The sequence below is a fragment of the Streptomyces sp. NPDC048288 genome (assembly GCF_043201555.1).
Taxonomy (GTDB): Bacteria; Actinomycetota; Actinomycetes; order Streptomycetales; family Streptomycetaceae; genus Streptomyces.
This window is the reverse complement of the sequence record NZ_JBICZD010000003.1, coordinates 169,870-189,287: the sequence shown is the minus strand read 5'-3', so window position 1 is coordinate 189,287 and position 19,418 is coordinate 169,870. Positions and strand designations below refer to the sequence as shown.

Below are 19,418 nucleotides of genomic sequence, written 5' to 3'. Positions count from 1 at the left end.
TGAGAATGCACATGACAAAAACAGCGGGTGGCCGGAAGATCTCCGGTCACCTCGTCATATAGAGGGGACCCCCACATGAACAAGCCTCTCGTCGCCGCGCTCGCCTCCCTGGCCATCACCGGGATCGGCACGGCACCGGCGATCGCCGCACCACAGGCCAAGGCGGCCGCGGCGGTGACCGTCAACTTCGCGGGCACCGTCTCGCTCAGCAACTGCTCCGGCTCCGTCATCCGCTTCCCGAACTCCGCGGACACCGACCCGGCCCTGGTGCTGACCAACGGCCACTGCCTGGAGACCGGCTTCCCGGACCCCGGCGAGGTCATCACCGGCCAGTCCTCCAGCCGTACCTTCGGGCTGCTGAACTCCTCCGGCACCCGCGTCGCCACGCTCCGCGCCAACCAGGTCGTCTACTCGACGATGACCGACACGGACGTCACGATCTACCGCACCACCACGACGTACGCGGCGATCAAGAGCTCCTACGGCATCAGCCCGCTGACCGTCAGCGACACCCACCCGACCGCCGGCACCGCCATCAAGGTCGTCTCCGGCTACTGGAAGACGATCTACAGCTGCAACATCGACGGGTTCGTGTACCGGCTGAAGGAGGGCGACTGGACCTGGAAGGACTCGGTCCGTTACACCTCCGCGTGCAACACGATCGGGGGGACCTCGGGGTCGCCGGTGATCGACACCACCACCGGGCAGGTCGTCGCCGTCAACAACACAGGCAACGAGGACGGGGAGCGGTGCACCGTGGACAACCCGTGCGAGGTGGACGAGAGCGGGAACGTGACGGTGCGGCAGGGGATCAACTACGCCGAGGAGACGTACAACATTCCGGCGTGCTTCACGACGGGGAATGTGCTGAACCTCGCGGCCAGTGCGTGCACGTTGCCGAAGCCGTAGGGGGCCGGTTTTCGGGTGCGGGTTCGGTGGGGGCTGGTCGCGCAGTTCCCCGCGCCCCTAAAAGCATTGGGGCGCACGTCGGACGGCTCGTCCCGCCAACTCGTCCGTGCGACGACCGTCCTCGATCACGAAGCGGCCGTTGATCAGGACATACGGGATGCCTGTCGGTAGGCGGCGGGGTTCCTCGAAGGTGGAGCCCGCCGCCACCGTTCGTGGGTCGAAGAGGACGAGGTCGGCGCGGTGGCCCTCGTGGACGAGGCCGCGGTCCGGCAGGCGGAGCCGGGCCGCGGGGCGGGAGGTGAGGTGGGCCACGCACTCCTCCAGGGGGAGGATGCCCAGGTCCCTTACGTAGTGGCCGAGGTAGTGCGGGAAGGTGCCGTAGGCCCGGGGATGGGGCTTGGCGCCGTGGAGGATGCCGTCCGAGCCGCCGGTGTGGACGGGGTGGCGCATGATCGTGCGGACGTTCTCCTCGTGGCCCACGTGCTGGAGGATCGACGGGGCCAGGCGGTCCGCCAGCAGGAGGTGGCGGGCCGTGGTCCACGGGGTCTCGCCCCGCTCCCGCGCCGACTCCTGGACCGTACGGCCGACGAAGTCCGCGAGGGCGGGGTCGGCGACGCCCGAGATCTCGATCGTGTCCCACTCGATGGGGACACCGTGGCAGCCGTCGGAGCCGATGGCCTCCAGGTGGTGGCGGATGCGTTCGGATGTGCCGTCGTCCGACAGGCGGGCCAGGGCCGCCTCCGGGCCGCCCTCGTTCGCCCAGCTCGGCAGCATCGCCGCGAGGGTGGTGCTGCCGGGGGTGTAGGGGTAGGTGTCCAGGGTGATGTCGGCGCCGGCGGCCAGGGCCTCGTCCAGGAGCGACAGCAGCTCGGGGGCGCGGCCCTTGTTCACGCCGAAGTTCATGGTGGCGTGGGCGAGATGGAGGGGGCAGTTCGCCTCCCGGGTGAGGGCCACCATCTCCTCGTAGGCCTCAAGGGCTCCCGCGCCGTACGAGCGGTGGTGCGGGCAGTAGTAGCCGCCGTACTCCGCCACCACCCGGCACAGCTCGGTCAGTTCGGCGTCCTTGGCGTACATGCCGGGGGTGTAGGTCAGGCCGGAGGACAGGCCCACCGCGCCCTGTTCCAGGCCCTCCGCCACCAACTGCCGCATCCGGTCCAGCTCTTGGGGTGTCGCCGCGCGGTCCTCCCAGCCGACGGCGAGCGCGCGGACCGTGCCCTGGGGGATCAGATAGGCCGCGTTGACCGCGATGCCCCGGTCCAGGCGGTCCAGGTACTCGCCGACCGAGCGCCAGTCGAAGTCGATGTCGTCGCCGTGGCCGTTCCAGCCGGCGATCGCCCGGCGGACCTCGGCCAGGGTGCGGTCGTCGACCGGGGCGTACGACAGGCCGTCCTGGCCCAGGACTTCGAGGGTGACCCCCTGGGCGGCCTTGGCGCTGTGGTCGGGATCGCGGAGCAGGGCCAGGTCGCTGTGCGCGTGCATGTCGATGAAGCCGGGGGAGAGGACCAGGCCCTCCGCGTCCAGTTCGCGCACCGCGCGGGGGCGCTGGCAGCCCGCCGCCGCGGCCTCCTTGACGATCGACACGATCCGGCCGTCGTCGACCACCACGTCCGCGCGGTAGGAGGGTGCGCCGCTGCCGTCGACGACGTCCGCGTCCCGGATGACCAGATCCTCCACTGAACGCTCCCTAGAAGTAGGTGCGGATGTAGTCGACGACCGTCCCGTCCGCCTCCGCGACCGGGATCAGCTGCCACTTGTCGAACGAGGTGCACGGGTGGGACAGGCCGAGCCCGACCCAGTCCCCGACCTCCAGGTCCGCCCCGGGAGCGGTGCGCAGCCAGGTGTGCTGGTCGGAGAGGCCGGTGACCTCGATGCCGGTCGCCGGGCGCTCGGTGCCGTCCCGGCGGACCACCTGGGCGAAGGGGAGGTGGAGGTCGTAGGCCGCGTCCCGCTTGCCCGCGTTGGCGAAGGCCTGCTCGGGGGAGGGGCGGGAGACGACCTGGGCCCAGAGCCGGAAGGCCGGCTCCAGGGCGCCCTCCCCGGGGACCCGGTTGAAGGGGGTGATCTCGCGGTAGTGGCCGTCGTCGTGCGAGACGTACGCGCCCGAGCGCAGCAACTTCAGGACCGGGCGGGTGAGTTCGGGCACGGTGGCGAAGACGTCCGCCACCGCGTCGAACCAGGCGCTGCCGCCCGCGCTGACCACGATCTCGTCCGTCCCGGCGAACCGTCCGGCCCCGTCGAACTCCACGGCGAGCGCGACGAGACGGCGCAGATAGGCGTGCACCCGGTCCGGGTCCGCCCGCGGCACCTCGCCCTCGTACCCGGCCACCCCCACCAGCCGCAGGGTCTCCGCCCCCGCCACCGCGTCGGCGACCGCCGCGCACTCCGCCTCGGTACGGACGCCGGTGCGGGCGCCCTCCCCGGCGGCCAGCTCGACGACCACGTCCACGGGACGCGAGGTCCCCTTCAGGGCCGCGTCCATCAGGCCGACCCCGCGCACGGAGTCGACGTAGCAGACGAAGTGGAAGTCGGCGTCCCGCTCCAGTTCGGCGGCGATCCAGCGGAGCGCCGGGGCGTCCACGAGTTCGTTGGCGAGGAAGACCCGGCGGGTGCCGAACGCCCGCGCCACCCGCACCTGGTGCGGCACGGCGAGGGTGATGCCCCACGCCCCGTGCTCGACCTGGCGCTGGAACAGCTGCGGGGCCATGGAGGTCTTGCCGTGCGGGGCGAAGGCGAGGCCGTGGCGTGCGGCGTACGTCTCCATCAGCGCGAGATTGTGCTCCAGGCGCTCGGCGGACAGGGCCAGCACGGGGGTGGCGAAGCCGTCGGAGAAGAGGTTGCGGCGCTGGGCGGCCAGCTCGCCGACGGTGAGTCCCCCGGCGTCCGGCGGAAGTCCCTTGAAGCGGTGGTCCACGCGCTCCTCCGCGAGCCGCGCGAGCGCTTCGGTGCCGGGGTCGAGGGTCACGGAGCCTCCCTGATCGGGGTGGTTGCATTCTGTGCAACGTCCATTGCGTATATCGCTTACCGCTGTCTAACATCCACGCCAACGCCGGGTCAATGGAGCCCGCAGCGTCCCTTCCCCGACGACGAGGAGCCCGACCATCGTGAAGGCCACGGACGCGGTCGTCGCCGTTGACGCACCGGATGACGTACCGGACGTCGTCGCGCTCGGCGAGTCCATGGTCACCTTCCTGCCCAGCCGGCCGGGCCGCCTCGCGGACGTACCGTCCTTCGACCGTGCGATCGGCGGCGCCGAGTCCAACGTGGCCTGCGGGCTGGCCGCCGCCGGCCACGCGGTGCGGTGGGTCAGCCGGGTCGGGGCGGACGGGTTCGGCGACCACCTGGTCGAGACGGTCGCGTCCTACGGCGTCGACGTCGCGTACGTGGACCGCGATCCGGTCCGCCCGACGGGGGTGTACTTCCGTACGGCGGGGGACCGGGCGACGGACGCGCACGAGGTGGCGTACTACCGGGCGGGGTCGGCGGCGTCGGCGATGTCGGTGGCCGACGTGGACCTGGCGGCGGTGCGCGCGGGGCGGATCCTGCACCTGTCGGGGATCACGGCGGCCTTGTCGGAGGGCTGCCTGGGGCTGCTGCACGAGCTGACGGCTGCCGCTCCCGCCGAGGGGGGCCGCCCGGTGGTGTCGTTCGACGTCAACCACCGGCCGGGGCTGTGGACCGGATCCGGTGGCGCGGAGGTGCTGCTGGAGCTGGCGCGGCGGGCCGACATCGTCTTCGTGGGGGAGGACGAGGCGGAGCTGGCGTGGGGGGTGACGGGAGGGCCGACGGCGATCCGGGAGGCGTTGCCGGAGCCGGAGGTGCTGGTGGTGAAGCAGGGCGCGAAGGGGGCGACGGCTTTCGTGTCGAGTGCGGCCCGGTGGGGGCTGGTCGCGCAGTTCCCCGCGCCCCTTACGGGGCGCTTCCCAGCCGCGTCCCATCGGGCCACCCCGCCGGCGCGGGCGAGTGAAACCCCGCCCCCCGCCGACACCCGCGGCACCTTCGAACCCGCCCCCACCGTCGACGTCGTGGCGAACGTCGGCGCCGGGGACGCCTTCGCCGCCGGGTTCCTCTCCGGGATCCTGCGCGGCCTGCCGGTCAGGCGGACGCTCCGGGTCGGGCATCTCTTCGCCGCCGCCGCCCTCACGACGCCCGCCGACCTCGCCCCGCCCCCCGCCCGCGACACCACCGACCGCCTGATCGGTCTCGACGACGCCGCGTGGGAGAGACTTCGACTCGGCCCCGGCTGGACCCAAGCCGGTGTGGCCGAACAGGAGGTACGCACCCCATGAGCCAGACCGTCGACCGGGCGCTCAGCATCCTGCCCCTGCTCGCGGAGGGCCCCGCCGACCTCGGCCGGGTCGCCGACCGCCTCGGTGTGCACAAGTCGACCGCACTGCGGCTGCTGCGCACCCTCCACGAACACGGCCTGGTCTACCGCCAGTCCGACCAGCGCTACCGCCTCGGCGCCCGGCTCTTCGCCCTCGCCCAGGAGGCGATGGAGAACCTCGACATCCGCGAGATCGCCCACCCCCACCTGGCCCGCCTCAACTCGGCCTGCGGACACACCGTGCACCTCGCCGTGTTCGAGGAGGGCGAGGTGCTGTACATCGACAAGGTGGAGAGCCGGTACCCGGTACGCATGTACTCGCGGATCGGGAAACCGGTCGCCATCACCGTCGCCGCCGTCGCCAAACTGCTCCTCGCCGACCTGCCCGAGCCCGAGCGGCGGGCCCTCACCGACAAGCTCGACTACCCCATGTACACGGCCCGTTCGACCCCCAACGCGGAGGCCTTCCGCAAGGAGCTGGCCCGGGTGCGCGAACAGGGCTGGGCCACCGACCTCGGCGGCCACGAGGAGTCCATCAACTGCGTGGCCGCACCGATCCGCGGTGCCGACGGGCGGGTCGTCGCCGCGATGTCGGTCTCCGCGCCCAACGTCGTCGTCACCGCCGACGAACTCCTCACCCTGCTCCCGCAGGTGCGCCGTACGGCGGACGCGATCAGCGGTGAGTACTCCGGCAGAACCCCGATCAAGGAAGCCCCCTAAGGAAGCCCCCTGATGACCGAGAAGACCGCCCTCACCCCCACGACCCACACCACCCCGCCCGCGAAGTTCTCGCACGGAGTGCGGAAGGGCAACATCCTCCAGGTCGCCGGCCAGGTCGGTTTCCTGCCGGCCGAGGAGGGCAGGCCGCCGACCCCGGCCGGACCGACACTGCGCGAGCAGACCCTCCAGACCCTCGCCAACGTCAAGGCGATCCTTCAGGAGGGCGGCGCCTCCTGGGACGACGTGATGATGATCCGCGTCTATCTGACGGACGTGGACCACTTCGCCGAGATGAACGCCATCTACAACACCTACTTCGAGGAGCAGGGCCTCACCGCCCCGCCCGCCGCCCGCACGACCGTCTACGTCGGTCTGCCCGCCGGCCTCCTCATCGAGATCGACGCCCTCGCCGTACTCGGCTGACGTCCCCGCACCGTCCCCCGCACGACGGCACGGCACCCCGCACGGTGCCGTGCCGCGCTCCGCCCTGCCCGAAAGCACCATGTACTTACGCAGAGGACCCCCACATGTCCCTATCGCTCGCCGCCCCCACCACCCCCGCGACCCCACCCCACACCGGGGGCCTGCTCCTCCTCGTCGACGGCACCGCCGGTCTCCTCACCGTCGCCGCCCTCGGCATCGCGCTGCTCCTCTTCCTGATCATCAAGGCCCGGCTGCAGCCCTTCGTGGCCCTGCTCGCCGTCTCCATAGCCGTCGGCCTGCTGGCCGGACTCTCGGTCACCGAACTCTTCGGCACCGTCCAGCGCTCGGACGCGGTCTCCACCGTCGAGTCCGGCATGGGCGGCATCCTCGGCCATGTCGCGATCATCATCGGCCTCGGCACCATGCTCGGCGCGATCCTCGAAGTCAGCGGCGGCGCGGAGGTGTTGGCGACCCGGCTCCTGAACCTCTTCGGGGAGAAGCGCGCCCCGCTCGCCATGGGCCTCACCGGCCTCATCTTCGGCATCCCGGTCTTCTTCGACGTCGGCATCTTCGTGCTGGCGCCCCTCGTCTACGCGGCGGCCAAGCGCGGCGGCAAGTCGATCCTGCTCTACTGCCTCCCGCTCCTCGCCGGTCTCTCCATGACCCACGCCTTCCTGCCGCCGCACCCCGGCCCGGTGGCCGCCGCCGCGCTGCTGCACGTCCAGCTCGGCTGGGTCATCCTCATGGGTGTCGTCTGCGGCATCCCGGCGGTGCTGGCCGCCTGGGCGTACTCGGCGTGGATCGGCAGGCGGATCTTCGTCGCCGTACCGCAGGACATGGTCGAGGCGGCCGAGGAGGCCAGGCAGGCGGTGGTGGCGGAGCAGCGGGCGGCCGGGGTGGAGCCCCGGGAGCAGCCGGTCCCGCTCGGCACGGTCCTCGCCATCATCGGCACCCCGCTCGTCCTCATCCTCGCCGCGACCTTCTCCTCCATCGCCCTGGACCCCTCCACCGGCCGCTCGGTGATCGAGTTCTTCGGCACGCCGATGGTCGCCCTCACCCTCGCCCTGGTCCTCGCCTACTACCTGCTCGGCATCCGGCGCGGCTGGTCCCGCAAGTCCCTGGAGACCGTCTCCACCGCCTCCCTCAAGCCGGTCGGCAACATCCTGCTGGTGGTCGGCGCGGGCGGCATCTTCGGTGCCGTGCTGAAGGCCAGCGGGGTCGCCCAGGCCCTCTCCGACACCTTCAACGGCGTCGGCCTCCCGGTGATCGTCCTGTCGTACCTGATCTCGGTGGTCCTGCGGGTCGCCCAGGGCTCGGCGACGGTGGCGATCGTGACGACGGCCGGCATCGTGGCCCCGCTCCTCACCGAGGGCGACCACTCCCAGGCCTTCGTGGCCCTCGTCATCATGGCCGTCTCGGCGGGGTCCATCTTCGCCTCGCACGTCAACGACGGCGGCTTCTGGATGGTCGCCAAGTACTTCGGCATCAGCGAACGCGACACGCTGAAGACCTGGACCGTCCTGGAGACGGTCCTGTCGGTCGCGGGCTTCGCGGTGGCGGCCGTGCTCAGCGTCTTCGTGTAGGCGTCTCATAACGAAGTTGGGGCTGGCTGTGTCCGGCACAGGTTCTTCGACCATACTGCCCGCTGTGGAGCAGCGCATAGGAGCCAACAGCAAGCCCCTGGAAGGCGCCGGATTCGACCCGGCCTTCATCCCCGGGCTCACCTCGCCCGCGTCCGCCGCGCCGGAGGACACCGCGCCCGAGGACGCGGCGCCGGAGGACGCGGCGCCCGAGGCCGCCGAGGCGGAGGAGGCCGGGGCGAAGGCCGTCGAGCCGGAGGCCGGGGACGCGGCGGACGGCGACGAGGAGGAGCCCTCGGAAGGGCCCGCCTTCGAGGCCGCCGACCGCCGGGCGCGGATAGTGGCGGACGCCACCGGTGTGCGCCTCGCCCTCGACGAGGAGAAGTGCGAGTTCCGCTGGGAGGAGATCGGGGCGGTCGAGACCGAGGCGCCGCGCTTCGGCAAGCGGTTCACGATCACCGTCCACACCCCGGACCGCCGCTGGTACCCGATCGAGATCGAGGCGACGTCCCGGTCCCGCTTCAAGGAGTGGGAAGAGCAGCTGGACGCGGTCCTGGACGCGTACTTCGACGACGGTGCCGACGCGTCAAAGGACGACGACACCGACACCGACGCCGAGTAGAGGTACCGCTCAGCCGCAGTACTGGGCTTCCTTCCCGATCGTCCGGTACACGCAGTCCGCGTTCTCCAGCAGCTGGAACACCGCGTCCCGGTTCCGGGAGGTCTCCCGCTCGATCACCTCGTCGGGCGGGTAGAACCCACCCCCGGAACTGGACGTCGGATACATCTCGAAGGTGTAGTCGAAGATCTTCTGGCTGCCCCACAGATAGTCGTCGATCGACCCGTCCGTGATGTACAGATCGCTCGACTGCTCCGGCGTGTAGCCGTTGCTCGCCGCCATCTTCTGCCCCAGCGCCTTGAACGCGGCGGCGTCGTCCGCGGTCATCCCGGTCGCCGTGTCCGCCGTCGTGTACCCGTACGGCCACAGCACCAGTTCGCTGTACGTGTGGAAGTCGATCCCGGCCTTGATCTGCTGCTTCCCGCCGACGACCCGGCTGCGCACGAAGTCGGCGACCACCTTCACCTCGGGCGCCGACTCGGCGGACGCGCCCCGGTAGGTCTCGGACGACGTCGAGCCCGACGAGCCGCCGCAGCAGCCCCACCTGTAGTTCCAGTTCCGGTTCAGGTCCGTACCGACGTACGACGAACCGGAGTTGGGCTGCCGGTTCTTGCGCCAGGACCGGTAGGAGCCGGTGGCGATGTCGTACTCGCCGCCGTCCGGGTTGAGGTCCGGCACGATCCAGATCTCGCGGCTGTTCACGATGTTCGTGACCCGGGAGTCGGAGCCGTAGCCGGCGCCCAGCTCCCGCAGCAGGTACAGCGCCATCTCCACCGTGAGGTGCTCGCGGGCGTGCTGGTGGAAGGTGAGCAGGACCTCGGGCTCGTTCTCGTCCGTCGCCACGTTGTCGCTGACCTTGATGGCGACGATGTCCCGGCCCTGGTACGACTTGCCGATCACCTGCTTGCTCATGATGCCCGGGTAGGCGGCGAGCCGCTGGTCGATCTCGGCGTTCATCTCGGCGTAGTTGTGGTACTTCGAGTCGGCCGTCGGGAAGTCGAACAGCCGCAGCGCGTCGGCGGCGGACGACCGGTCCGGGGCCGCGCCCAGCGGGGTGACGTCGTAGCCGAGCCGCTTGAGGGCCTTGATCTGCGAGGCGCGGCCGGAGACGACCACCGTCTCCTCGTCGGCCTCGTCCACGGTGACCCCGGTCTGCTGGATGGCCGCGCGGGTCACCGGGGTGGTGTGCTGGTGGATCTCGTACTGCCGGACGTCGTCGGGCGAGGGCGCCGCCGGCCGCGCGCTGTCGGCGGTTGCGTGGGTCGCCGTGGCCGACAGCGGGGCCGCGAGGGCGAGGGCCAGCAGGGCGCCGAGCGCGGCGGTCCGTCTGCCGCCGCGGGTACCGGAGCCGCGGATGCGAAGTCGCATGAAGTCTCCTAGAGGGGGAGGTGGGGGTGGTTCAGTGCGACGCTTCTGTGTCTTTCGTGCCTTCCGTGGACCTGTGAACTTGCTGTGCGGGTGCCGCTCATCGTCTGGGAGTGGCATGGACAGGTCAAGACGGTAAAATCAGCCGCTCCCGGCGGCAGCGTAAATCAGCCCCCCGGCACAGCCGTGTAGCCCGGCCCGTGCGATCGGCCGCGCAGTGTACGCCGGACCCCGTCCGCGCAAGCGGCCCTCACCGAAGTACACCCACCCGCGTGACGCCGGTGTGCGTTCCCCCGGTCCGCCGGGGGACGGTGGACGGACGGCCAAGAGGAGGGCTGGCTGATCATGGGCGGATCAGCGCCGCGCGGGGGCTGCCATCTGCCGGTCGAGACGACCAGCTTCGTCGACCGGCGCGCCGAACAGAACGCGGGCCGCGAGCTGTTGGCCAAGGCCCGCCTCGTCACGCTCACCGGACCCGGCGGCGTCGGCAAGACCCGGCTCGCCGCGCACATCGCCGGCCGGGTCGAACGCGCCTTCCCCGACGGCGTCCGCTATGTCGCCCTCGCCGGTCTGCACGACCCCGAACTGGTCCCGCTGGCCGCCGCCGACGCCCTCGGGCTGCACGACCACTCCGACCGGCCCCCGCTGGACACCCTGGTGGAGCGGCTCCGCGAGCGCCGGCTGCTGCTCGTCCTCGACAACTGCGAGCACCTCCTCGCCGCCTGCGCCGGCCTCGCCGCGGCCCTGCTGCACGGCACCACCGGCGTCCGGGTCCTCGCCACCAGCCGGCACCGCCTCGGCCTCACCGAGGAACACCTCATGGAGGTACGACCGCTGCCGGTCCCCGACCCGGAGGGCGACCTCTCCGCCGCCGAGGCGCACCCGGCGCTCGCCCTCTTCGCCGACCGCGCCGCCGCCGTACTCCCCGGCTTCCGGCTCACCCCCGCCAACCGGGCCGCCGTGGCCCGCCTCTGCCGCCGCCTCGACGGACTCCCGCTCGCGATCGAACTGGCCGCCGTACGGATGCGCGTCCTCGGCCTCGACCAGCTCCTCGCCCGCCTCGACGACCGCTACCGCCTCCTCACCGCAGGCAGCCCGGCGGCCCTGCCCCGCCACCAGACGCTCCGCGCCGCCGTCGACTGGAGCCACGACCTCTGCACCGACCAGGAACAGTCCGCCTGGGCCCACCTGTCCATCCTCCCCGGCACCTTCGACCTGGAGACCGCCGAGGCCGTATGCGGGACGCCGCCCGCCGCGGCGGGAGCCGACGTCGGCGCCGGAGGCAGAGCCACAGCGGCCGCCCGAGCCCCCTTCACCACGGCGACCGCCCCCGCCCCCTTCACCACGGCGGCCGTCCCCGCCCCCTTCACCACGGCGACCGCCCCCGCCCCCCTCACCACGGCGGCCGCCCCCGCCCCCTTCACCACGGCGGCCGCCCCCGCCCCCCTCGACATCCTCGAAGTCGTCGCCGGGCTGGTCGACAAGTCCGTGCTGGTTCGTGAGGAGGACGGGTCCGGTGCCGGGGTGCGTTACCGGCTGCTCGACACCCTGCGGCACTACGGTCTGGACCGGCTCCGGGAGCGGCCCGGTGCGGAGGCCGCCGCGCGGCTCCGGCATCTGGGGCGGGTCCAGGCGCACGCGTCCGCGTGCGAGGCGGCGTGGTTCGGGCCGGGGCAGCGGGAGATCGTGGCGCGGCTGCGGGCGGACCAGGACAATCTGCGGGCCGCGCTCGACTTCTGCCTGGGGGCCGGCGGCGAGGCCCGCGCCGGGATGCGGCTCGCGGGCACCCTCTGGTTCTACTGGCATGCGTGCGGCACCCCGCGCGAGGGCCGCTACTGGCTCGACCGCGCCCTGGACGCCGGCCCCGGGCCGACCCCCGAACGGGCCCGCGCCCTGTGGGTCTCCGCCCTGCTGGCCGGCAGCCCCGAGGACCTCACCCGGGGCCTGCGCCGCGCCCGCGAGGCCCGTGCGCTCGCCGAGCGGCTCGGCGACCCGGCGGAGGCCGCCCACGCCGACTACGTGATCGGCGTCGTCCAGCTCTTCGCCGACGACCTGCCCGCCGCCCGCGCCCACTACGAGACCGCCGTCGCCCGCGGCCCCGTCCCCGGCCAGCACCTCAGCCTGCGCGGCCTGGACCTGGTCGAACTGGCCTGCGCCCACGCCTTTCTGGGCCGGGCCGACCGGGCCACCGCCGTCTGCGAGGAGGCGCTGCGGCTCTGCGAGGCGCACGGCGAGGACTGGGTCCGCTCCTATGTGCTGCGCATCCTCGCCCTCGCGCACGCCGTCCGCGCCGACTGGCGCGGCGCGGAGCCGCCCGCCCGCGAGGCGCTGCGCCGCAAACGCGAGGTCCACGACGTCATCGGCATCGGGCTCACCCTCGACCTGCTCGCCCGGATCGCCGACGGCCTCGGCGCCGCCGAACGCACCGCCGTCCTGCTCGGCGGCGCCGACCGGGTCTGGTCCGACATCGACCGCGACCGCTGGGGCTCCACCGCCCTCAACTCGGCCCGCCGCGACTGCGAGACCCACGCCCGCGCGGCGCTGGGCGCGGCGGCGTACGAGCGGGCGTACGGCCGGGGCGGGGCGCTCGGCCTCGCCGGGATCACCGGCTTCGCCCTCGGCGAGCGGCCGCGAATACCCGGCGAGCGGCCGGAGGTGCGGACCGCACCCGTCCGGCTCACCCGCCGGGAGACCGAGGTCGCCGAGCTCGTCGCCGAGGGGCTGGGCAACCAGCAGATCGCCGACCGGCTGGTCATCGCCCGCCGCACCGCCGAGGGCCATGTGGAACGCGTCCTCGGCAAGCTCGGCTTCAGCAACCGCAGCCAGATCGCCGCCTGGGTGACCGCCCGGCGCTGACGCACAGGAGACCCGATGAGTAGCAGTACGAGCGCGCATCCCGCCGCGGCCCAGGGGCAGTTCGACCACCGGATGGCCGTCTTCGGCTCGGACGACGCGTTCGTCGCGGCCGCCCTGCCGTTCCTCGCCGAGGGGCTCGCCGCCGCCGGCGAGCCGCCGCCCGTCGCCATCGCCGCCCCCGCCCGGCTGGCCGCCCTGCGGGACACGCTCGGCCCCGACGCCAAGGAGGTCGGCTTCATCGACCACACCGACTGGTACACCGGTACGGCCGCCAACGCGGTGGCCCAGGGCGCCGGTTACCTGGCCGCGCACGCCGGGCCCGGCGGCCGTATCCACCTCCTCATGGAGCCCGACTGGGCGGGCCGCGCGGGGCGTTCGGCGCGGGAGAGCGCCGAGTGGATCCGCTACGAGTCCCTCGCCAACCTGCTCTTCGCGCCCTTCGCCACCACGGCGCTGTGCGCCTACGACACCCGGACGGCGGGCCCGGCCGTCGTCGACGCGGCCCGCCGCACCCACCCGGGTACGGGGGTGTACGAGCAGCCGCCCGTGCTGGTGCGCGAGCTGGACGCGGTACCGCTGGCGCCGGTCCCGCGGGCGGCCGAGCGGCTGCCGGCCCCGGAGGCGGTGGACGCCTGGTCGGCCGGGCTCGGACTGTCCGCGGCGGACGCCGCGTTGTTCGCCCGGGCGGTGGTGGAGGCGGCGGCCGCGCACGGGCCGGTGATCGAGATCCTCGCCTGGGGCGAGGCCCCGGCCTGCCTGGTCGAGCTGCGGCTGTGCCGGGCCGTGGACGACCCGCTCGCCGGGTTCGTGCCGCCGCCCGGCGGTGCACCGGAGCCGGGCCAGGGGCTGTGGTTCACGCGCCAGGTGTGCGCGTACGTCGATGTCCGGGACGGGGCGCCGGGGGACGGTGCGAAGATCCGCGTCCAGTACGCGTGAGCGAGATGTCGTACGCGCGTACCCCCGTATCGGCGCATACGCGGGTATCGGATCAGGTATTACTCCCCGTGCGCGGGGAGGCGGGCCAGGGCAGGCTGGAGGGCATGCTGCAGCCCTCCGGGAGCCGGCTCCCGGACGCCGGCCCCCCGTACGCCGAGTATCCGCAGCCCCCGACCAGGGCGGGCCATCTCAGTGTCGACTACGACCCCCGGCCCACGGCGGCGAGCGAGGCCCGGGTGGCGGTGCGGCGGCAGCTGGAGGAGTGGGGGCTGGCGGACCAGGGCGAGGTGGCCTACGTGGCGGAACTCCTGGTCGGCGAGCTGGCCGCGAACGCGCTGTGCCATGCGGCGAGCCGGTTCCGGCTCACCCTGTGGGCCTCGCACGGCGTGCTGCGCTGCGAGGTCGCCGACGAGGACCACCGCCCGCCGAGGCTGCTGGACGCGGGCCTCTCGGAGGGCGGCAGAGGGATGTACCTGGTGGATGCGCTTGCCCGGCGCTGGGGCTGCCACCAGGACGGGCCGGGCAAGACCGTGTGGTTCGAGCTCGGTACCTGCGGGTGCGACGGATGCGGTCGGCGACAGCCGTAGCACCCCACAGCCCGGGTCCCGGCGGCCTGCCCAGCCACCGGGACCCACCCACGTGTTACGGCGCTACGGCGTCAGGGCAGGGCGTGGACATGGGCGCCCACCGAGGACGACCACGCGTTCCCGGCCGCCGCGTCCCAGTTCGTCGACCAGGTCATCGCACCCCGCAGGTCGGGGTAGGCCGTCGACGGCTTGAACGAGCCGCAGTTGGTGAGCTTGGTCAGGCAGTCCAGGGCGTTGTTGACCACGGTCGGGGAGACGTAGCCGCTGCCCGCCGCGCTGGTCGAGGCCGGCAGGCCGAGGCCCACCTGGGACGGGGCCAGGCCGCCCTGGAGCTGGATGCAGGCCAGCGCGGTGAGGAAGTCCACCGAGCCCTGGCTGTACACCTTGCCGTCGCAGCCCAGCATCGAACCGCTGTTGTAGTACTGCATGTTGACGACCGTGAGGATGTCCTTCACGTTCAGGGCCGTCTGGAAGTACCCGTTGGACGTCGACTGCATGTCGATCGTCTGCGGGGCCATGGTGATGATCAGCGACGAGCCCGCCTTCGACGACAGTGAGCGCAGCGCCTGGCTCATGTAGGTGGCGTTGATGCCGTTCTCCAGGTCGATGTCGACGCCGTCGAAACCGTATGTCTGCATCAGCGAATACACGGAGTTGGCGAAGTTCGTCGCGGACGCCGAGTCGCTCACCGAGATCGTGCCGTTCTGGCCGCCGATCGAGATGATGACCTTCTTGCCGGCCGCCTGCTTGGCCTTGATGTCGGCCTTGAACTGGTCGACCGTGTAGCCGCCGAGCCCGGCGGAGTCGAGGGTGAAGCTCACCGCGCCCGGGGTGCCGGTCGCGTCCGCGAAGGCGACGGCGATGATGTCGTACGAGGACGGCACGTCCGAGATCTTCTGCACGGTGGCGCCGTTGTTGAAGTTTTGCCAGTAGCCCGTCACCGCGTGCTTGGGCACGGAGCCGCCGCCACCGGTGCCGGTCGCGGTGGTCGTCGCGGTCACCGCCGTCGACTTCGCCGACTCACCCGCCGAGTTGGTCGCGGTGACCTGGAAGGAGTACGACGTCGAGGCCGCGAGCCCGGTGACCGTGGCCGAGGCGCCGGTGACCGCCGAGACCTTGGTGCCGTTCTGGTAGACGTTGTAGCCGGTCGCGCCGGACACCGCGCCCCAGGAGAGCGAGGCGGAGGAGGACGTCGTACCGGAGACCGCGAGGCCGGTGGGGGTGGCCGGGACGGTCGGGGCCGGGTCGGTGCCGCCTCCGCCGTCGGGGCCGAAGACCGAGAAGTCGTCGGCGTAGTAGGCGGGCTGGCCGTACCAGCCGTGCGACCAGACCGTGACCGAGGTGGTCGAGGCGCCGGTGGTGAAGGTCGTCGACAGCTGGGTCCAGGACGTGTTCGGGGTCCAGGTCGACACGTCCGTGGTGCCGGTGCCGGTGACACCCAGGTAGGTGTAGGAGCCCTGTACCCACGCGCTGAGCGTGTAGGTGGAGTTGGCCTTCACCGCCACCGTCTGGCCGCACTGGGCGTAGTCCTGCCCGGCCGGGGTCGCCTTCAGCGCGGCGGCGCCGGAGTGGACGGGGGAGGAGACCGTCGTACCGCTGCCGTTGGAGCAGGTCCAGTTGGCGAGGGCCGACTCGAAGCCGGCGTTCTTCACGTTGTTGACGTCGGCGGCGGAGGCCGGGGCGGCGGCCAGGCCCGCCATCGCGAGGGCCGTGGCGAGGGCGGCCACGGCCGACCAGGTGCGGATGGCTCGCCGTCCGGCATACCGGGACGCGAGTCGGGGGATGAGTCTGGGCATGACAATCAAGGTGGTCCAGACCAATCAGGCTGTCAATAGGTCCAGACCAAATTCGAAGAGAGGGGTGGGATGACGAACTGGCCTCGGTCATATGCTCAACCTGTACCGATTTGGCGCCACTTGTGTGGTCACGGATCCCAGACAGCTACACAAACGCTGTTCTCCGGTCACAGAGGCGTGGTTACAGTGCTGAGGTAGTCACGCAATGAAGTCGTCCCGGCTCATTGGGGTAACACCGGTGGGCCGCCGGGGTGTGAAGAGCGGGGAGCTGCCGGTGCCAACTGCCATTGCCGTGACCAGCGCCGACATGGCGCTGCCGGCGCAGGACGAGCGGACCGTGCCCGCGGTCGTCCTGCGCGACCTCGACCGGCGCCCCCTCGACCAGACCCTCGCCGAGTTCACCGCCCTCGTCGAACAGCACGGACATGTGATCGTCGTCTGCTCGGCCGCCGTACCGGAGCCCGTGACCCGGCGCCTGTACACGCTCCGCTCCCTGCTGGAGAGCGACCGCATCGCCCTGTTCCGCCCCGACCTGCCACCGCTCGGCATCGCCGTCCTGGCCCGGCAGTTGCGGCAGCTGGCCTCCTGCGACCTCGGCCCCGGCGTGCTCGCGTCGGCCGGCCGGCTGCTCACCCACTACATCCACGCCGGCGCGGTCCTCGGCTCGGTCGCCAAGCTGGACCGCGTCCCGGTCACCCTCAAGGCGCACGCCAAGTCCTGGATGCCCGGCACCCAGTTCGGCGTGATCGCCCACCCCGAACCGCAACTGGTCCGGATCGGCCCGGAAGCCGTGCTGAACGGCCCCGAGTTCAGCACCTGGATGCTGGTCGCCAAGGGACAGCTGCAGTCGGACTGGGTCGCCGGGCTCGCCAAGTCCTGGGGCGCGTACGGACTGCGCGAGACCCCGCTGCCCGCCGAGTCCGCCGACTGGTGGGGCACCGGCCGGATGATCGAGTTCACCAGCTACCTCGCCGACCTCTCGGTCCTCTACCAACTGGTCACCTCGGTCCGGCAGACCAGCTGCCACTGGTGCGGCATCGACGTCATCGGCGACCGCTGCGTCTTCTGCTCCGCCACCCCGCCCGACTACGACCCGCCGGGGCCCCGCGCACTGGAACAGCGCACGCCCGCCTGACCCCCCGGGTCACCCCGCACCACCCTCCGCTCGGCTCCCTCACTGCCCCCACTTCCCCGATGAGGTCGCACGGTCCATGAACTCCCGTCAGCGCCGCGGCGTGATACTCCTGATCCTGTCGGTGATCTGCGCGCTCGCCGCGTTCGCCGGTGTGCTCTCGGTCATCGACAACGCGAAGTCCGAGGTCGGTCCCAAGGTCACCGCGTACGAACTCCGCTCCGACGTCACGCCGTACACCACGCTGAGCCCGAGCCAGTTCAAGAGGATCGCGCTGCCCAAGCGGTGGCTGTCCGCCAACGCGGTCACCAGCCTCAGCCAGATCCAGGGCAAGATCGCGGTCACCACGCTGAAGAAGGGCTCGCTGCTCCAGACCGACATGATCGTCGACCAGCCCGAGCTGAAGCCGGGCGAGCAGGAGGTCGCGATCATGATCGACGCGGCCACCGGCGTCGCCGGCAAGATCACCCCGGGCTCGCTGGTCAACGTCTACGCCACCTTCGAGGGCAGGCAGCAGACCGACCCCGACCAGTCGAAGATCATCGTGACCAACGCCCGGGTCCTCGACGTCGGCCAGCTCACCTCGCTGGAGCCCGACAACAAGAACCAGCAGCCCACCGACGCCGTCCCCATCACCTTCGCGCTGTCCACGCTCGACGCCCAGCGCCTCACCTACGCGGAGTCCTTCGCCCAGCGGGTCCGGCTCGCCCTGGTCGCCCCCGGCACCACGACCACCGTGCCGGACAAGGACCGTACGTACGAACTCGCGACGGACAAGTGAGAGGCGCCCCGCATGCCCATCAGGATCCTCCCCGCCGTCGGTGACGCGGACGCCGTCCGCACCCTGGTCTCCCTGCTCAGCCAGCTCCCGGACACCGAACCGCTGGCCCCCGTCGTCGACTCCACCCAGCTCGTCGACACCCTGGCCCGGGCCGCCGCCGAGTCCGTCGACGAACTCCCCGAGGTCGTCGTCGTCCACGAACGCATCGGCCCGGTCCCGGCCCTGGAACTCATCCGCGAGGTCGCCCTGCGCTTCCCCGCCGTCGGCGTCGTCCTCGTCACCACCGACACCAGCCCCGGCCTGTTCGCCGCCGCGATGGACTCCGGCGCCCGCGGACTGGTGGGCCTGCCGCTGAGCTACGAGGAACTCGCCGGCCGCGTCCAGGCCGTCGCCCAGTGGTCCACGGGCGTACGACGCCATCTCGGCCACGGCGCCGACGTGTTCGCCGGCGTCGGCGGCACGGTCGTGACGGTGAGCGGCGCGAAGGGCGGCGTCGGCGCCTCCCTCGTCGCCATCCAGATCGCCCTCGCCGCGCAGGCCTCCGGCCACCCCACCGCCCTCGTCGACCTCGACCTCCAGACCGGCGACGTCGCCTCCTACCTGGACGTCCAGTTCCGCCGCTCGGTCGCCGACCTCGCCGCCGTGGGCGACATCTCCCCCCGCGTCATGGCCGAGGCCGTCTTCCGCCACGACTCCGGGCTCGCCCTGCTCCTCGCACCCGCCGAGGGCGAACGCGGCGAGGAGGTCACCGACCGCGCCGCCCGCCAGATCCTCAGCGCCCTGCGCTCCCGCTACGAGATGGTCATCGTCGACTGCGGCGCCCAGCTCGGCGGCGCGGGCGCGGCCGCCGTCGAGACCGCCGACATGGCACTCCTCGTGACCACACCGGACGTCGTCGCCGTCCGCGCCGCCAAGCGCACGGTCCGGATGTGGGACCGGCTGCAGATCCGCAAGGCCGAGGAGACGACCGTCGTCGTCAACCGGCACACGAGGAACACCGAGATCCAGCCCGCCCTGATCCAGCGCATCACCGGCACCGCCCTGGCGGCCACCGCCGTCCCCGCCAACTTCAAGGAGCTCCAGGGCGCGGTCGACGCGGGCCGGATGCACGAACTGGACGCCCGGAGCACGGTCAAGCAGGCGTTGTGGGCGCTGGCGGGGGAGCTGGGGCTCGTACGCACGGGAGAGACCGCGCCACCACGCCGGGCCGCACGGGCGCGTGCCGCGGAGCGGAGCGCGGTGGGATTCAGACGGCGGAAGGAACTTCCGTGAGGGGTCGTGGGGTGGGGGGCCGTCGGTCGGGTGCGGCCCGGTGGGGGCTTGTCGCGCAGTTCCCCGCGCCCCTAAAAGCAGGGCGTCGGCGTGAGCGCCCCTTCAGGGGCGCGGGGCT

16 protein-coding genes are annotated in these 19,418 nt (G+C 72.3%); 12 read left to right on the top strand and 4 right to left on the bottom strand.

What is annotated here, in order from left to right; genetic code table 11:
• Positions 1 to 75: 75 nt before the first annotated feature.
• On the top strand, positions 76 to 909 hold the full coding sequence (locus tag ACGFZS_RS12110; RefSeq protein WP_393662849.1) for a trypsin-like serine peptidase: 834 nt from the start codon (positions 76 to 78) through the stop codon (positions 907 to 909).
• Between the two features lie 57 nt (positions 910 to 966).
• On the opposite strand, the gene ACGFZS_RS12105 is transcribed toward ACGFZS_RS12110, so the two are convergent.
• On the bottom strand, positions 967 to 2,583 hold the full coding sequence (locus ACGFZS_RS12105; protein ID WP_393794995.1) for an amidohydrolase family protein: 1,617 nt from the start codon (positions 2,581 to 2,583) through the stop codon (positions 967 to 969).
• 10 nt (positions 2,584 to 2,593) lie between these two features.
• Positions 2,594 to 3,871, bottom strand: coding sequence for an amino acid deaminase (locus tag ACGFZS_RS12100; RefSeq protein ID WP_393794994.1), 1,278 nt, complete (start codon positions 3,869 to 3,871; stop codon positions 2,594 to 2,596).
• A 214-nt stretch (positions 3,872 to 4,085) separates the two neighbouring features.
• Between ACGFZS_RS12100 and ACGFZS_RS12095 the strand changes: the two genes are divergently transcribed.
• The 5 genes from ACGFZS_RS12095 (at position 4,086) to ACGFZS_RS12075 (ending at position 8,578) form a co-directional block, all read left to right on the top strand.
• Positions 4,086 to 5,195, top strand: coding sequence for a sugar kinase (locus ACGFZS_RS12095; RefSeq protein WP_393795456.1), 1,110 nt, complete (start codon positions 4,086 to 4,088; stop codon positions 5,193 to 5,195).
• Complete coding sequence (locus ACGFZS_RS12090; RefSeq protein WP_355716923.1) at positions 5,192 to 5,953, top strand: IclR family transcriptional regulator; 762 nt, start codon at positions 5,192 to 5,194, stop codon at positions 5,951 to 5,953. Before ACGFZS_RS12095 ends, ACGFZS_RS12090 begins: the two co-directional genes overlap by 4 nt.
• Before the next feature lie 12 nt (positions 5,954 to 5,965).
• Positions 5,966 to 6,376, top strand: a complete 411-nt coding sequence (locus ACGFZS_RS12085; protein ID WP_393794993.1) for a RidA family protein — start codon at positions 5,966 to 5,968, stop codon at positions 6,374 to 6,376.
• Between the two features lie 104 nt (positions 6,377 to 6,480).
• The gene (locus ACGFZS_RS12080) at positions 6,481 to 7,959 is read left to right on the top strand and encodes a GntP family permease (protein WP_393794992.1); all 1,479 of its coding nucleotides are present in this window, start codon (positions 6,481 to 6,483) and stop codon (positions 7,957 to 7,959) included.
• Positions 7,960 to 8,023: 64 nt separating this feature from the next.
• Positions 8,024 to 8,578 carry a hypothetical protein gene (locus tag ACGFZS_RS12075; RefSeq protein WP_393794991.1) on the top strand — a complete coding sequence of 185 codons (555 nt, stop codon included), beginning with the start codon at positions 8,024 to 8,026 and terminating at the stop codon, positions 8,576 to 8,578.
• Between the two features lie 9 nt (positions 8,579 to 8,587).
• On the opposite strand, the gene ACGFZS_RS12070 is transcribed toward ACGFZS_RS12075, so the two are convergent.
• A complete protein-coding gene (locus ACGFZS_RS12070; RefSeq protein WP_365687012.1) occupies positions 8,588 to 9,943 on the bottom strand; it encodes a M14 family metallopeptidase in 1,356 nt (451 codons plus the stop codon).
• 342 nt (positions 9,944 to 10,285) lie between these two features.
• Between ACGFZS_RS12070 and ACGFZS_RS12065 the strand changes: the two genes are divergently transcribed.
• From ACGFZS_RS12065 to ACGFZS_RS12055, 3 genes are all read left to right on the top strand, one after another.
• On the top strand, positions 10,286 to 12,796 hold the full coding sequence (locus ACGFZS_RS12065) for an ATP-binding protein (RefSeq protein WP_393794990.1): 2,511 nt from the start codon (positions 10,286 to 10,288) through the stop codon (positions 12,794 to 12,796).
• 15 nt (positions 12,797 to 12,811) lie between these two features.
• Positions 12,812 to 13,732 (top strand): anti-sigma factor RsbA family regulatory protein, encoded by a 921-nt coding sequence (locus ACGFZS_RS12060; RefSeq protein WP_393794989.1) that lies wholly within the window; start codon positions 12,812 to 12,814, stop codon positions 13,730 to 13,732.
• Positions 13,733 to 13,836: 104 nt separating this feature from the next.
• Positions 13,837 to 14,319, top strand: coding sequence for an ATP-binding protein (locus ACGFZS_RS12055; protein WP_359226405.1), 483 nt, complete (start codon positions 13,837 to 13,839; stop codon positions 14,317 to 14,319).
• A 71-nt stretch (positions 14,320 to 14,390) separates the two neighbouring features.
• Here ACGFZS_RS12055 and ACGFZS_RS12050 read toward each other — a convergent pair whose 3' ends face one another.
• A complete protein-coding gene (locus ACGFZS_RS12050) occupies positions 14,391 to 16,115 on the bottom strand; it encodes a chitinase (protein WP_393794988.1) in 1,725 nt (574 codons plus the stop codon).
• Positions 16,116 to 16,389: 274 nt separating this feature from the next.
• Here ACGFZS_RS12050 and ACGFZS_RS12045 point away from each other — a divergent pair, with 274 nt between their 5' ends.
• From ACGFZS_RS12045 to ACGFZS_RS12035, 3 genes are all read left to right on the top strand, one after another.
• A complete protein-coding gene (locus ACGFZS_RS12045) occupies positions 16,390 to 17,250 on the top strand; it encodes a hypothetical protein (RefSeq protein WP_393794987.1) in 861 nt (286 codons plus the stop codon).
• A gap of 76 nt (positions 17,251 to 17,326) precedes the next feature.
• Positions 17,327 to 18,028 (top strand): Flp pilus assembly protein CpaB, encoded by a 702-nt coding sequence (gene cpaB / locus ACGFZS_RS12040; RefSeq protein ID WP_390969362.1) that lies wholly within the window; start codon positions 17,327 to 17,329, stop codon positions 18,026 to 18,028.
• 12 nt (positions 18,029 to 18,040) lie between these two features.
• The gene (locus ACGFZS_RS12035; protein ID WP_393541815.1) at positions 18,041 to 19,300 is read left to right on the top strand and encodes a CpaE family protein; all 1,260 of its coding nucleotides are present in this window, start codon (positions 18,041 to 18,043) and stop codon (positions 19,298 to 19,300) included.
• Positions 19,301 to 19,418 lie beyond the last annotated feature (118 nt).

Coding starts and splice junctions, on each gene's coding strand:
- ACGFZS_RS12110 (WP_393662849.1), top strand. CDS start 76: ATGAACAAGCCTCTCGTCGCCGCGCTCGCCTCCCTGGCCATCACCGGG.
- ACGFZS_RS12095 (WP_393795456.1), top strand. CDS start 4,086: ATGGTCACCTTCCTGCCCAGCCGGCCGGGCCGCCTCGCGGACGTACCG.
- ACGFZS_RS12090 (WP_355716923.1), top strand. CDS start 5,192: ATGAGCCAGACCGTCGACCGGGCGCTCAGCATCCTGCCCCTGCTCGCG.
- ACGFZS_RS12085 (WP_393794993.1), top strand. CDS start 5,966: ATGACCGAGAAGACCGCCCTCACCCCCACGACCCACACCACCCCGCCC.
- ACGFZS_RS12080 (WP_393794992.1), top strand. CDS start 6,481: ATGTCCCTATCGCTCGCCGCCCCCACCACCCCCGCGACCCCACCCCAC.
- ACGFZS_RS12070 (WP_365687012.1), bottom strand. CDS start 9,943: ATGCGACTTCGCATCCGCGGCTCCGGTACCCGCGGCGGCAGACGGACC.
- ACGFZS_RS12065 (WP_393794990.1), top strand. CDS start 10,286: ATGGGCGGATCAGCGCCGCGCGGGGGCTGCCATCTGCCGGTCGAGACG.
- ACGFZS_RS12060 (WP_393794989.1), top strand. CDS start 12,812: ATGAGTAGCAGTACGAGCGCGCATCCCGCCGCGGCCCAGGGGCAGTTC.
- ACGFZS_RS12055 (WP_359226405.1), top strand. CDS start 13,837: ATGCTGCAGCCCTCCGGGAGCCGGCTCCCGGACGCCGGCCCCCCGTAC.
- ACGFZS_RS12050 (WP_393794988.1), bottom strand. CDS start 16,115: ATGCCCAGACTCATCCCCCGACTCGCGTCCCGGTATGCCGGACGGCGA.
- cpaB (WP_390969362.1), top strand. CDS start 17,327: ATGAACTCCCGTCAGCGCCGCGGCGTGATACTCCTGATCCTGTCGGTG.
- ACGFZS_RS12035 (WP_393541815.1), top strand. CDS start 18,041: ATGCCCATCAGGATCCTCCCCGCCGTCGGTGACGCGGACGCCGTCCGC.